The following is a 13,665-nucleotide window of genomic DNA, read 5'->3' on the forward strand; positions in this document are numbered from 1 at the left end:
TTAACTATTAAGGTAGAAATCAGGTGAAGCAGGGTGGTTTCATACAAGCAAAGAAAAATTAAAATTGGGTTTCAAAGCCTCTCCCCCCGTGGGGGAGAGGAATGGAAGTGAGGGAAAAAGCCATGCCACTTTCACGAGAAATCAAGACTTATGTATTTTTCTTTTTTCGTATGAAACCACCCTGAGGTAGAAATCAGGTGAAGGGGGAGGAGGTAGGGGAGCAGGAGAGACAAGAAAACAAGGGGGAATTATTGAACAAGTCTCTCCCTTGTTTCTTCTCCATGCCCAATGCCCAATTCCCAATTCCCAATTCCTAATGCTCCCCTAGTTCTCAGTCTACGATGCCAATACCTTTTGAGAATTGGTCGCTTCATTAGCGATAATTCCAATTAAATTCAACTTACTCAAAATTTCTGTTGCTTGAGTCAGTTCAGTTCGAGTCACTTTTCCCATGCGCTCTACCATTACAATACCACTGCAAAAAGATGCCACAATCCTGGCATCAACCGTGCCTAAAATAGATGGAGCATCTATTAGTACTAGGTCATAACTTTGCTCAAACACCTCTATTAGTTCTTTCATCCGTTGAGAACTGAGCAACTTCACTGTATCTTCTGGTTCTGGCCCAGCAGTCAAAATATCAATGGAGGGGTGAATCGGCTGGATGTAATCTTGAAAATGAGTAGTTGTCTCATCAACTAATAACAGAGATAGTCCCCAATCATTGGATAGTTCCAAGATTTTGTGCAGGCTAGGATTATGTAGATTAGCATCAATTACCAATACCCGTCTATGCATCCGGGCAGCGCTAGCTACAAGCCCTAATACTAAGGTTGTCTTCCCTTCCCCTGGTAGTGCTGAAGTAAACATCAGCGACTTGAACGGTAAGGGATATTTTAATATTTGAATATTTTGGTAGATCATGTCCAAAGTTTCATGGACGGGCAATTTATTACTGACTTGTATTACAGAAGAATCTGAGCTTCCTCGGCCATTCCAAGGCAGGCCAAGCCGCCGTTTTTTGACACCAATTGATGGTAGTTTTGGTACCGCTCCCAATACACGTAGGTTTGTCAGTTTCTTTAAATCTCCGGGACAATAAATAGCGTCATTAAACTTTTCCAAAATTAGGGCTGCTAAGATACCTAAAATCGGCCCAATTACCGCTCCTCCAAGCAAGAGTAATAATCTGTTGTTACCCATATAAGTACCGACAGAAGGTTCTGTCAAAACTTGCCAGTTATATCCTTCCTGAGCAATTTTCAGTCCCAATGACTGTTGCGCCTGGAGTAGTTGTTCAAGATTTTTGCGACTAGTTTCTACCTTTGGCAGCAAACGATTATACTCTGCTATTAAACTTGGGTATTTGTTTAGCTCAGAGCGTAGTTGCCGTTCTGAATCGATGAGATTCTTTTCATTGGCAGTCAGTCCTAAAACACTTGTCTGTACTAAAACAAACTCATCTACAAGGGTTGGATCAACTCCTAGCATTTGTCCTTTTGATAAAGGTTTATCTTTACTGCTATTAGTAATAGTTTTCACCTCTTCTCGTAATAAGGACAGTTGACTTTGGCGTTGCTGTTTTAATTTTTGTACTGATGGGTAATCATCTGTATAGCGGAGCCGCTCCTTAGCCAAAGCTAGTTCAGTTTTTTGAATTTCACTTAATAATGCTTGATAGCGGCTTGACTGATTTAATTGAGAAGAAATTAGTGTATTCTGCTGAGACGAAGACGCTATTAGTTGCTCTAGATTATCGTAGCGAGCGTTTACATCTTGAAGGTTGGCACGAGTAGTTTGTAGCTGTTGTTGAATATCGGCTAGAGATTCTAACAGAATTTTACTTTGGATTTCGGGATCGAGTAATTTATGTTTTTTGCGAAACTGTTCTAAGTTTTTCTCAGCTTTACTCACCTCTTTTTTTATCTCAGGTAGGCGAGTGTTTACAAAAGCTAATCCCTGATTCAGACGTTCTTTTTGTTGCTGTTTGTTGTAGTTTTGATAGACTTTCTGTAGAGCTTGAAGTACTCTTTGTGCTTTTACTGGATCTTGATCATTAAAAGAAACTTTAAATGTCTGATTAAAAACTTTATTTGCTCCTATGCCTCCCGCTTCTGGAGTTACTTCTAAAGGTGCTTTTTTGTTATGTTCTTTTTGACCATTGATGTCTTGTAAGGTAATATCAGGATAATCAGAATGGAGTAAATCTACAGCTTTCTGAAGCAACTTAGAACTCAGCATGAGTTTCATCTGAGTAGTGGAATCAACAACTTGAGAATTTGAATCAATAACCTGAGCATTTGACTGTGCTCCTTCAGATAAATTGGAATTCACCAATATCTGCATATTGCTCTGGTAAGTAGGTTTGGCAATGACAGCCAAGAGGCTAGCAGCTGACATAACTACACAGGAAACCCCAAAGATCAGAAAGCGTCGGCGAAGCAAAATAGTAGATAGTTGTCTGATGTCAACTGCGCTTTGTGCTGAAGTAGTAACCTGTTGCTCTTGATTCAGACTAGTCTTAGCCACTATTAAACTCCTCTAATATCGAAACACTATATTTATTTTGAAGATTTATGAGAAATATGAAATGATTTTTTTACATCTATGTAGCTGCGATCGCATACTTTATTCTTCCAACAATGACAAGCAAATTTGGCATAACATTATGCCAGTTGGCGCTTTCATGTTCATCAATTCATGCATATAAATTCTTAATCAGTGTTGGAAGGATAAATTTTTAATAAATATTTTATTTAAAGAAGAAAAATCTTGACGAAAAATTAATTATTTTTTCTAAGTATTTGAGTATAAAATTATCCAATTTACAACATTAATATATCTTAATGTTGTTTTGATAACTTATAAGATAAAAAACACACTGAGAAAAATATTTAAACCATACCATTTGTATATTCTTGATACATCTAGTTAACCGTAAATTGTTGGTTAAATAGTTGACTTACTCGGAAAACGAAGCTACTGTTTATTTGCTTGATTTTATGATTGGGAATATTAAAATCTAAGATAGAACCTGGTTAATTTTAGATTTTAGATTAGAAGCGTTCAATAGGAAATCTAAAATCTAAAATCCAAAATTTAAACGCCTACCTTGGTTAACTCTACTTCCCGCCGTCTGGGTACTTCATGAATCATAAAATCGTAAGCCATATCAGTACGGGGAAAAATAGCACGTGCTTCTTTGAGAAGATCCTTCAACTCTAAAGTATTTCCGGGAGCATAGCGGGGACTGAAATGACTCATAATCAGTCGATGCGCCCCAGCAGCTAAAGCTGTTTGCGCTGCCATTGTGGTTGTGGAATGCAACCGCTGGAAAGCCATATCTGCATCTTGATGGGCAAAGGTTGCTTCGTGAATTAATACATCGACATCATCAGCTAATTCCACTGCACCATCACAATAAATTGTGTCTGTACAATAGGCAATTTTTCGACCAATTTCTGTAGGGCCGCACAATTGGGTGCCATCAATCACCCGTCCATCCGTAAGGGTAACTGTTTCACCGCGCTTGAGTTGACCGTAAACCCGACCAGGAGGAATTTGCAACGCCTTGGCTTTTTCCACATCAAAGCGTCCGGCTCGGTCTTTTTCGGTTACGCGGTAGCCGAAAGCTGTAATCCGATGATGCAAATTACCGCAGCTAACAGTAAAGTCATCGTCTTCATAAATTATCCCTGGACGGATGGCGTGAACTTTGATTGGGTAAGAAAAATGCGTGTAGGAATAACGTGAGGCGGATTGAATGTAATCATTTAATCCAGGTGGGCCATAGATATCAATTCGTTCCACATTACCAGCCAAGCCGCAAGTAGCAAGAAGTCCCATCAAGCCAAAGATGTGGTCGCCGTGCATGTGGGTGATAAAAATTCGGGAGAGTTGACTGATTTTCAGTTCACTCCGCATAATTTGATGCTGAGTACCTTCGCCACAGTCGAATAACCACAGTTCTGCCCTTTGGGGTAATCTCAGAGCGACACTGGAAACATTGCGCGATCGCGTGGGTACACCGGAACTCGTCCCTAAGAATGTTATCTGCACAGTGTTCTTTAGTCTTCCTATTGCTCAATTTGCAGCTCTATTTTCTATAGTGGCACGGTTAATGAGTAAAATATTTAGGATTTTGGGGATTGGGCATCCCTTCGGCTTCTCTACGAGACGCTGTTCGCCTTGGGCAAGTGAGTATTGAGCATAGTTAGCGATCGCCTTAATAAAGCCTGTGAGCTTATCCAAACCGTAAGCAGAATGTGAGACTTGAGGAGGTATCAATGACTCAATTCTCTTGAGTTATCAATAGTCAGTAGGCAGATTCATGAATGCTTTAAGGAAATATATAAACTTTTGTTACACAATACGTAATTATAACTAGCCAAGCTGAAGTCATAATTATCGGAGTTCGCAAGAGCTTTAGAAACCTAATGCTGTCGTGCCACTCTAGACTCTGTATGCTTGATTCCTTCGTTGCCAAACTGTACTAATCGAAGTCAGGTGAAATTAGTACATCACAAGATAAGTTCACACATTTACCATTCTGCAAGGAGAGCAAAATTCATGGAATCTCAAACTTCACAGCCAACAGTTATAGATTCTCAAACATTAGATTTGTTAAAAGACGAGATTAAACAAGAAATTAGTGAAAGACTGAAGAACTCTAACTTGAACAAGCTGCTGGAAAAGCACGGCATATTAAAAGATGACATACAAGTTAAGTGCGATATTGACTTAACTAAAATTCAAATTAGAGATACGAATCCTTCATTATTAATGCCAGGTAAGCGTGTTGAAGTATGGGTTTGCTTGTGTAAGGGTGAAATGACTGATTGTCCTTGCCCAAAACCATAATCGGATTGTCAACTTAATAGTTATAATCTCCAGTTTGTAAGAGTCTTGGTAAAAGATATTTGAGTGTACCTCAGTTGCTTAGTAAAGCTTACAAACTGATATATTTGTTGCTGAATACGTGATTTTTAAATTAGCTTAATAAGCTAATTTATCAGCTATTAAGTTGACATAGCTATAGCAAAGTCATAAAGATTCTAGATATTTAACTAAACTCTCTATCTCGATCAGAATGATATAGTGCTTGTTTCATAAGTTTGAACTTTTCATAGCGTCAACATTGTTTAGCAACTAACATTAATTTTGAAAGGTGCAATATCCGGTATGGTTAATCTTTGGGGTCGGTGTCAATGGCTAGGAGTTGCATTATCTAGTGCTATAGCTTTCTATAGCAACTCTGTTGTTGCTCAAATTATCCCAGACAGTACTCTACCTGCTAATTCTCAAATTACAACAACAGGTAATACTATAACTATTAACGGTGGAACTCTTGTTGAAGATCAAAGCCGAAATATAAGCAATCTGTTCCACAGCTTTGAGCAATTTTCTGTCCCCACTGGAAGCACAGCCTACTTCAACAATGTAGCAAATGTTCAGAACATTATTAGCCGGGTAACGGGTAGGTCTGTTTCTGATATTGAAGGCATTATTAATGCTAATGGTCAAGCCAATCTATTTTTGATTAATCCCAACGGGATTATCTTTGGCCCCAATGCTTCTTTAAACATCGGTGGTTCATTTGTTGCGAGCACGGCGAGTAGTCTGAACTTTGCTGATGGTACTAAGTTTAGTACCGTAGATCCCCAAATCTCACCTCTGTTGACAGTAAGTGTTCCCATTGGTTTACAGTTCGGAGCAACCGCAAAACCCATATACAATCAATCCCAAGCCCAAGCTTCTAGTCCAGATGGCGCAATAACAACTAATCTTTTTGGGCAACCTGTTGGTTTGCAAGTGAAGCCGCTTAAAACCTTGGCACTTATAGGTGGTGATATAACGCTGGAGGGGGGAAATTTAACAGCAGCATCGGGACAAATTGAGCTAGGAAGCGTTGCTAGTAATAGTCTAGTCAGTCTCAGTCTCGAACCAATAAACCAAAGCTGGAGTTTGGGATATGAAAATGTGCAGAATTTCCAGAACATTAAATTAATCGGGCGAATTACTAACGGTAAACCGTTTGCATCTCAGGTAGATGCTAGTGGTGAGGGTGGCGGTAGTATTCAGGTACAGGGAAAATCTGTAGAACTAAGTGGTCTTGGTGTGCACCTAATAAGTAGAACTACAGGTGACCGAGATGGTAAAGAAATAACCATTAATGCCAGAAATTTAATTGTTCAGAATGGGGCACAACTAGCTACTTCTACTACAGGTAGAGGATCGGGGGGAAGTTTGACAGTCAACGCCTCCGAGTCAGTGGAGTTGATTCGTAGTAGAACTTTACCAGTTCCTGTTACCGGACTCTTTAGTACGACTTTTGGTGATGGAAATGCAGGTAAAATTACGATTAAAACTGGAAGGTTGCGTATCCAAGATGGGGCAGGGGTATCATCAGACTCCACTATGAGCGACAATCAACCAGCTAAAGGAAACGGAGGAGCTTTAACTGTTGAGGCGTCTGACTCTATAGAATTAATTGGAGTCTCAACAAATGGAACTGCCAGCAATTTGGGGGCTGGGACTCTAAGCTTTGGAGACGCTGGAAAAGTAACAATTACTACAGGGCGATTGATTGTCCGGGATGGGGCTGAAATAGTTGTGAGCAGTATAGGGAATGTAAGTAATCCAGGAAAAGCAGGGGATCTCAATATAACTGCTGGCTCTATCCTACTCGACAACGGAAAACTCACATCTAATAGTGAGTCAGGTTTAGGCGGGAATATTACACTCCAGTTGCGGGACTTATTACTGATGCGGCACGAAAGCAAAATAACCACTAACGCCAGGGGTAATGGAGATGGTGGTAATATCACCATCAATGCACCAAATGGCTTCCTTGTCGCCAGCCCCTTAGGAAATAACGATATCACCGCCAACGCCGTCTCTGGCTCTGGTGGTAAAATCACAATCACCGCTAAGAACATCTTTGGGTTTGTGCCCCCCACCCGTGCAGACGTACAGAGACTTGATCCAAAGGAAATCGACCCGAGTAACCTGCCAACAAGTGACATCACGGCATTTTCTCAGCAAAACCCTTCATTAAATGGCACTGTACAAATCAACTCACCGGATGCTGACCCCAGTAAAGGATTAGTGGAATTGCCCGTCAATCTGGTTGATGCTTCGCAGCAAATTGTTGCTGATTGTAATTCTGGTGGAAAAATAGCAAGAAGTTCATTTATTACCACTGGACGTGGAGGACTAGTAGCCGATCCGACGCAGCCATTGATAGCTGATGATGCAGTGCTGGCAGATTGGATCGCCCTCCCTCCAGAGAGTCAGAATCGTGGTGGCGGTATTCAGAAAAGAGCCGTTGTTCAGGCGCAGCGAAACACAGAAGGAAAATCACAGAAAGTTAATTCTGTCAATGAGCCTACTCAAATTGTAGAAGCCCAAGGCTGGGTAATGGATGCCAATGGGAACGTAGTTCTGGTTGCTCAAGTACCCACAGAATCGCCCCATAACTCCTCACTCACCGCTACATCTTGCGCTGCTCATTAAAATTTGAGATATGGCGATATTTCGGAACTTTGTTATGCACAATGCCAAAGGCTGGCTACGCCTACGCAATTGCTGCTCTTGTTGCGATCGCTCTGCTCCCCACAAATCATGATGCAATGAGATTATGAAGAATTCACAGGCTTCTGAATTCTGCAACAACGCAGACGATGACTTGCTTCCAGAGTATAACTTTGACTATCGCAAAGCCTTGCCCAACCGTTTTACTAGTCAGCAAGAAAAAGCTCCTTTGATAGTTACTCTTGATGCTGATGTCGCTGAGATATTTAAAACATCAGAAGCTGTTAACAACGCTCTCCGTGCCTTACTCTCAGCAATTCCAAAGACTGAAAGATAAACTGCGATCGCCAAAATAACAAATGGGTACGCCGAAATAACAAATGGGTACGCCGAAATAACAAATGGGTACGCCGAAATAACAAATGGGTACGCCAAAATAACAAATGGGTACGCCAAAATAACAAATGGGTACGCCAAAATAACAAATGGGTACGCCGAAATAACAAATGGGTACGCCAAAATAACAAATGGGTACGCCGAAATAACAAATGGGTACGCCGAAATAACAAATGGGTACGCCGAAATAACAAATGGGTACGCCGAAATAACAAATAGGTACGCCGAAATAACAAATAAAACCATAGGGTAGGGGCGCATAGCTAGCTATGTGCCCCTAGAGGGGATTGTGGTTCAAAAAGAGCATAAAAGGCTATAAGTTAAACTGTCTCTGGATCAATGTTTAATTCTCGTAACTTTGCGGCCATACGCGATGCCAAAGGCTGGCTACGCCTACGCAATTGCTGCTCTTGTTGTAAGCGTTCTGCTCCCCACAGCAGCAATTGACCGGTTTCATCCCACCAGCGCAACCAATATCCAGTGCGATTTACTTTCGCACCCTGCCAAATTCCTAAAAACAGTCCAATGTTAGCAATCCAATACAGTCTATTTTGATTCGGTTGCTGGAGTTCGTATTGCCCTGAAGCACTAAGTTGATAGACTTCCACCCACCCCGCCTCTGGTTCAAAAATTACATAGATGGGGACTTGGATAATGCGCTCATAGTAGTACCACTTACCAGGTGGGTACTTAGCTTTAATTGAGTATTCACTACCTTCTGTCTCTGACAAAAATTCCATGACGATCGCCGGAATTTCTCCTTCTAGCTTCGGGGTATAACTACGACGGTTTTGGTTTAGTGGAGCTGTCGGTAACACAGAAGGGACATAGAACCAATCCGGGGCTTTAATTACCAACTTGCCATCTACAGTTGCACAAATCCCAAAATTTGTACCAATGAGTATCTGAGGCTGAATTAAAGGAGCCAGTTCCAAGCTTTCAGTTAAGGCAAATGCGATCGCTGGCTGACTAATATTATCCTCAGGCTCATCGGGTAAAGGAAAGTCATCAGGTAACTTTTCCCAAGTGACAATGGGTTCAATGATAGTTGTTGACATAGAAACCTGGAGTCAGGTGGTTATTGCTATTATGTCGCACAACTCTTAATTCCCCACTCCCTAATTCGTCTCCTGAATTTGCAAACGAACAGTGTGATCAGTCGCACCACTAAGTTGCAATTCCATGATTTCACCACCTAGAGGTTCTAAGCAAGTGAGGAGCGATCGCAAGTTGGGTGTACTTGCACCAGTATCTACATATAATCGATCTGCTAAATTCCCGATCCGTTTCCAAGTCATGTACAATTTAGCGATCGTTTGTTCAATTTGCGATGCTTGATTTACCAAATCAGCAGCAATGCTCAAACAGCCGACTCTTTGGGCTTCTTCTAAGGCTGTTTCAATGTCAACATCTTCCTGCGTTAGCGCCTGAACTTGAGCCGCACCTTTGAGATATTTGGCTAAGTTACGCGCTTCGGTAGTTACCTGTTTCAGGGTATCCACATCAGGATTGGCAGCTATTTCCTTTTGGATAAACTTTTGATGCGATTCTGGCAGTTTTTCCATTTCCTTCACCAAAGGGGCAATGTAGCGTGGGGGAAGGGTGTTATCTGCGGCTTTTTCTTTGACTGCTTCGGGTAATAAATCTGAGGACATGGCTGTCCATTCATCATTGAGTTGACGCACTTCCCGCCTAGTGATGCGATCGCCTTTTTGGGCGGCTTCACTCACCATCTGTTGCACTTCTGGGACTGCTTTGGAGGTTTCGACAAATGCCCGTTTACTGAAGTTGTTCACAGATCCGGGGTCAAGTTTACCGTCTTCAATCAGAGTATCGGCACTATTCGCCAGTTGAATCCAGGAGTATGCTTGACTTTTGCTGATTTCCCGCTCTTTTAGCCATCGCAGAAAGCCAGTACCGCGTCCGTCACCACCGACTTTTTCTCTGTCGCGGATCGCCCGTAAAATTCGCCCCCGCCAGATTTCAGTTTGCAAATCAAAGCGATCGCATACCTGCCACGCTATTTCTAGCTGCTGTTGAAAATCTGACTCTAGAATCTGTTCATCTTCTGGATCGGGCAGTTCAAAGCTGATATCGGCTGGCTGTTGTAAGGCAGCAGCAAGGTCGTTGATGGAGTCGGTGTCTTGCACGATTGATGACTAACTAGTGGATGCGATCGGCTTATTATGCCATAATCTGTGGACTCTCACTTAAGGGGGAGTACGGTATTTTGAGTTACAACAAAGATAGTAAGAAGGGGTAAACCACCTTTGTAAAGTCTTTAATTAATCAGAGACAATAAAAATAAAACAATGAACCAGGTAGACTACCTCCGCATTAGCTTAATCGATCGCTGCAATTTTCGTTGTCAGTACTGTATGCCAGAGGGAGTAGAACTGGATTATATTCTCAAGCAACAGTTATTGAGTGATGAAGAACTACTCACCTTAATTCAAGAGGTATTTATTCCAGTAGGCTTTACCCGGTTTCGTTTGACTGGAGGAGAACCCTTATTGCGTCCGCGTGTGGTGGATTTGGTAAAGGCGATCGCAACTTTACCCCAAACTCAAGACCTCTCAATGACCACCAACGGTTTTTTGCTGGCTCCGATGGCACAAAACCTCTACAATGCTGGTCTGCGACGAATTAATATTAGTCTGGACTCTCTCGATACCGACATTTTTGATCGAATTATTGGTAATCAGGGGCGTTCTCGTTGGCAACAAGTTTGGCATGGGATTCAAGCTGCCCATCAAGTCGGATTCGACCCCCTGAAGCTGAATGTGGTGGTGATTCCTGGCGTTAATGACCACGAAGTTCTAGATTTAGCCGCCCTGACAATTGATAAACAGTGGCACGTTCGATTTATTGAATTTATGCCCATTGGTAATATGCATTTATTTGGCGATCGCGGTTGGGTATCTTCAGCCGATTTACGAGAACAGATTCGCGATCGCTGGGGCTTGACAGAATCACAAGTTTGTGGTGCTGGTCCCGCTGATGTCTTTCAAATTCCCGGTGCGAAGGGGACACTGGGATTTATTAGTCAAATGTCAGAATGTTTTTGCGATCGTTGTAACCGGATGCGCCTGAGTGCTGATGGCTGGCTGCGTCCCTGTTTATTAAACGAAACTGGTCAAATAGATTTAAAAACTGCTCTGCGTTCTGGTGTCAGCACTGCTCAATTACAAAAGCAGGTCAGACACTTACTCCAAATCAAGCCAGAAATTAACTTTAAACAACGTGATTCTGGTAATTTAGGTACATATACCCGCACCATGTCGCAAATTGGAGGGTAGTCATTGGTCATTGATCATTTGTCCTTTGCAAAGAACTAAGGACAAATGACTAAGGACAAATGACAATTACGCTTGTCGTGAATAGTATTCCACCACAAGTAGTTCATTAACTTGTAATGCCACCCATTCGCGCTCAATAACGCTGTTAACTTTACCAACCAACTTATTTTTGTCAAACTCCAAATGACTGGGGAGGTTGGCCAAACCGGGATATTGCAAGTTAGCTTCTACCAACTTCCGTGATTGTGCCCGATCTCTAACGGCAATTACTTCGCCAGGACGGCATTGGTAGCTGGCAATATTCACCACACGACCGTTAACAGTTACGTGACCGTGATTCACTAGTTGACGAGCTCCTGGGATAGTCGGCGCTATACCCAAGCGGAAAACGGTATTATCCAAGCGCATTTCTAGCAATTGCAGCAGCACTTGTCCGGTAGAACCAGTAACACGTCTGGCTTTCCGCACATAGCGCAGCAATTGCTTTTCAGTCAAACCGTAGTTGAAGCGGAGCTTTTGCTTTTCCTCTAGACGGATAGCATACTCAGAGCGTTTCTTGCGGTTCTGACCATGCTGACCAGGTGGGTAAGCCCGTCTGGCGCTTTTACGAGTCAATCCTGGTAAGTCGCCCAAGCGGCGGACAATTCTGAGGCGGGGCCCTCTATATCGGGACATGAGTTTCCTTAATCTAATCCTGTTTAAACTTTACCCAAACATTCCATTTTGACATTCCACTGATAATAAATCAGCGGATTCTTGGTTTTTTGAAGGTGCTTACTTTGGTATGACGTATCTTACCAATGTAGAGGCATCTCCTTTAGGCCAGTTGCTTTAAGTCGGTTGAGCCGACACACTAGCTTCCAAGCTTGAATTCCGACGTGCCCCGCCGTACTACTGCCAATAAGTTTTTTGTGTTTATTTAGTTTCGTAGGCTACTCAATCATCAGATTGGTTTACGCAGTATTCTTACTCTGAAATACTTTTTACGTTGCCTACTTATCTTTCAAACAGCTATATTAACACAATTTTCGACATAATTAATTATGTCTATACTTTACTACCCCTGAAATTCTTAGATTACAGAGGATTTTTAAGATATTTGAGTTAGCATAACTTTGGGTGTTTGGAGAATGGCAATGTCAATGAGCAAAAAAGTGGTTAGCAGAGTTAAGAACAAACAAGGCAGTTCCACCTCCAGGATTTTAACATTACCAGTTTTGGCTATAGCTGGATGTTTAACAATCTTGCCTAATGTGGCTGTTGCTGCCTCCTACAGGAATGATTATAGTGTCTGTGCGGGTCGCCTTTTGAGTGTGGGTGTAAAGGCAGAAGCGGCATCATCAGGTTGTGCAGCAGCACTGCGTCCAAAAGATTTGGCTGCTTGCGTGGTGAAAATTGATAAGGAAACCCAAATTGCTGCAACGGATGCGCTTTCTTCTTGTGGGAAGGCCCGGCGTCCTGAAGAGTTAGCAACCTGTGTAGTTGGCGTCAGCCTAAGTACTAAGGAAGAAGCTAATCCGACAGTTTTAGATTATTGTGGACGCAGTTTGTTACCCGTGCGCTTTGGTCAGTGTGTGGTTGGCTTGCGTAGTCAAATCGACTTTCCCGCTACTCAAGCGCTAGATACTTGTATCAGTGCTGATGATAGTGTTATCGGTGCTTCATCTTCGTCTACACCGCCAACGATAATTCCTGCGGGTTCAAGTCCAAGTTTAGAGACTACCCCATTTCCAACTCAACCAATTGTTCCAACTCAACCAATTGTTCCAACCCAACCAATTGTTCCAACTCAACCAGTTATTCCAACTCAACCAGGCACTAATTAGACTACAGTGCTTTGTGTAATTGATTGAAAATACAGGTCGAATATAGAGTGGCTATTTGCCAACCGGATTCAGGGACTACCAAAAAATAAATCATCCGATTTTAATTTGTAGGTTGGGTTGAGCAACAGCGAAACCCAACCTTATATATTACAATGCTTCAACCTAACTGGGTAATTTACCTTTGCTGACTATATAGCTTTCGTTAGGCAATAACAGTGATATTTACATTAGTCAGTATTGCCTGATTCGAGAACTGGGCTATTTGAACTTGTGCAGCTTTACCAATCCCATCTGCGTCAAAGAAAAGATTACCCGTAGTTTGATCGTAGATAAAGCGATCGCTTGCTGTTGTCGCACTAATCCTAAGTCAGTACAAGCTGGAATTGAGCGTATTATTCTAAGATTAAACCAGTCCAAATATGCCTTGGAAACAAAGATAGTATCATCTCCAAGACTAAAAGAGTAGTCAAGTGATTGGAGTAAGTGGATCGTTGAGTTACTCTTGAATCTCAAACCTCTACTCAAATGTTAGCTGCGGTTAGATTTTCAAGTCAGTATTACATCATCCGCAAACCAATCTCCCATTTCTACATCCGTGAAAAGTCATCACA

At 42.0% G+C, this 13,665-nt stretch carries 12 protein-coding genes; 5 read left to right on the top strand and 7 right to left on the bottom strand.

Features of this window, described 5'->3' with window-relative positions; all coding sequences use genetic code 11:
- Nucleotides 1-336: 336 nt before the first annotated feature.
- The 3 genes from V7K41_RS20495 to V7K41_RS20505 form a co-directional block, all read right to left on the bottom strand.
- Nucleotides 337-2,529 (bottom strand): GumC family protein, encoded by a 2,193-nt coding sequence (locus V7K41_RS20495; protein WP_334851090.1) that lies wholly within the window; start codon nucleotides 2,527-2,529, stop codon nucleotides 337-339.
- Nucleotides 2,530-3,099: 570 nt separating this feature from the next.
- Nucleotides 3,100-4,059, bottom strand: coding sequence for a ribonuclease Z (locus V7K41_RS20500; protein WP_334851092.1), 960 nt, complete (start codon nucleotides 4,057-4,059; stop codon nucleotides 3,100-3,102).
- A gap of 24 nt (nucleotides 4,060-4,083) precedes the next feature.
- A complete protein-coding gene (locus V7K41_RS20505; protein ID WP_334851093.1) occupies nucleotides 4,084-4,287 on the bottom strand; it encodes a hypothetical protein in 204 nt (67 codons plus the stop codon).
- Between the two features lie 282 nt (nucleotides 4,288-4,569).
- Here V7K41_RS20505 and V7K41_RS20510 point away from each other — a divergent pair, with 282 nt between their 5' ends.
- From V7K41_RS20510 to V7K41_RS20520, 3 genes are all read left to right on the top strand, one after another.
- On the top strand, nucleotides 4,570-4,860 hold the full coding sequence (locus V7K41_RS20510) for a hypothetical protein (protein WP_334851095.1): 291 nt from the start codon (nucleotides 4,570-4,572) through the stop codon (nucleotides 4,858-4,860).
- A gap of 321 nt (nucleotides 4,861-5,181) precedes the next feature.
- Nucleotides 5,182-7,515: a two-partner secretion domain-containing protein gene (locus V7K41_RS20515; protein ID WP_334851097.1), complete on the top strand. Its 2,334-nt coding sequence runs from the start codon at nucleotides 5,182-5,184 to the stop codon at nucleotides 7,513-7,515.
- A 124-nt stretch (nucleotides 7,516-7,639) separates the two neighbouring features.
- Nucleotides 7,640-7,870, top strand: coding sequence for a hypothetical protein (locus tag V7K41_RS20520; RefSeq protein ID WP_334851099.1), 231 nt, complete (start codon nucleotides 7,640-7,642; stop codon nucleotides 7,868-7,870).
- A gap of 379 nt (nucleotides 7,871-8,249) precedes the next feature.
- On the opposite strand, the gene V7K41_RS20525 is transcribed toward V7K41_RS20520, so the two are convergent.
- Together V7K41_RS20525 and V7K41_RS20530 are read right to left on the bottom strand one after the other, a co-directional pair.
- Nucleotides 8,250-8,987, bottom strand: coding sequence for a Uma2 family endonuclease (locus V7K41_RS20525; RefSeq protein ID WP_334851101.1), 738 nt, complete (start codon nucleotides 8,985-8,987; stop codon nucleotides 8,250-8,252).
- Between the two features lie 60 nt (nucleotides 8,988-9,047).
- Nucleotides 9,048-10,079 (bottom strand): hypothetical protein, encoded by a 1,032-nt coding sequence (locus V7K41_RS20530; RefSeq protein ID WP_334851103.1) that lies wholly within the window; start codon nucleotides 10,077-10,079, stop codon nucleotides 9,048-9,050.
- A gap of 162 nt (nucleotides 10,080-10,241) precedes the next feature.
- On the opposite strand from V7K41_RS20530, the gene moaA reads away from it, so the two are divergent.
- Entirely contained in the window at nucleotides 10,242-11,228 is a 987-nt protein-coding gene (moaA, locus tag V7K41_RS20535) for a GTP 3',8-cyclase MoaA (RefSeq protein WP_334851106.1), read from the top strand.
- Nucleotides 11,229-11,294: 66 nt separating this feature from the next.
- Here the strand turns inward: moaA and rpsD are convergent, their stop codons facing one another.
- The gene (rpsD, locus tag V7K41_RS20540; protein ID WP_334821152.1) at nucleotides 11,295-11,903 is read right to left on the bottom strand and encodes a 30S ribosomal protein S4; all 609 of its coding nucleotides are present in this window, start codon (nucleotides 11,901-11,903) and stop codon (nucleotides 11,295-11,297) included.
- Nucleotides 11,904-12,370: 467 nt separating this feature from the next.
- Between rpsD and V7K41_RS20545 the strand changes: the two genes are divergently transcribed.
- Nucleotides 12,371-13,054, top strand: coding sequence for a hypothetical protein (locus V7K41_RS20545; RefSeq protein ID WP_334851197.1), 684 nt, complete (start codon nucleotides 12,371-12,373; stop codon nucleotides 13,052-13,054).
- Between the two features lie 258 nt (nucleotides 13,055-13,312).
- Here V7K41_RS20545 and V7K41_RS20550 read toward each other — a convergent pair whose 3' ends face one another.
- The gene (locus V7K41_RS20550) at nucleotides 13,313-13,471 is read right to left on the bottom strand and encodes a hypothetical protein (RefSeq protein ID WP_334851108.1); all 159 of its coding nucleotides are present in this window, start codon (nucleotides 13,469-13,471) and stop codon (nucleotides 13,313-13,315) included.
- Nucleotides 13,472-13,665 lie beyond the last annotated feature (194 nt).

The sequence above is a fragment of the Nostoc sp. genome (genome assembly GCF_036917415.1).
Lineage (GTDB): Bacteria > Cyanobacteriota > Cyanobacteriia > Cyanobacteriales > Nostocaceae > Nostoc.

Coding starts and splice junctions, on each gene's coding strand:
- V7K41_RS20510 (WP_334851095.1), top strand. CDS start 4,570: ATGGAATCTCAAACTTCACAGCCAACAGTTATAGATTCTCAAACATTA.
- V7K41_RS20515 (WP_334851097.1), top strand. CDS start 5,182: ATGGTTAATCTTTGGGGTCGGTGTCAATGGCTAGGAGTTGCATTATCT.
- V7K41_RS20520 (WP_334851099.1), top strand. CDS start 7,640: ATGAAGAATTCACAGGCTTCTGAATTCTGCAACAACGCAGACGATGAC.
- V7K41_RS20525 (WP_334851101.1), bottom strand. CDS start 8,987: ATGTCAACAACTATCATTGAACCCATTGTCACTTGGGAAAAGTTACCT.
- moaA (WP_334851106.1), top strand. CDS start 10,242: ATGAACCAGGTAGACTACCTCCGCATTAGCTTAATCGATCGCTGCAAT.
- rpsD (WP_334821152.1), bottom strand. CDS start 11,903: ATGTCCCGATATAGAGGGCCCCGCCTCAGAATTGTCCGCCGCTTGGGC.
- V7K41_RS20545 (WP_334851197.1), top strand. CDS start 12,371: ATGAGCAAAAAAGTGGTTAGCAGAGTTAAGAACAAACAAGGCAGTTCC.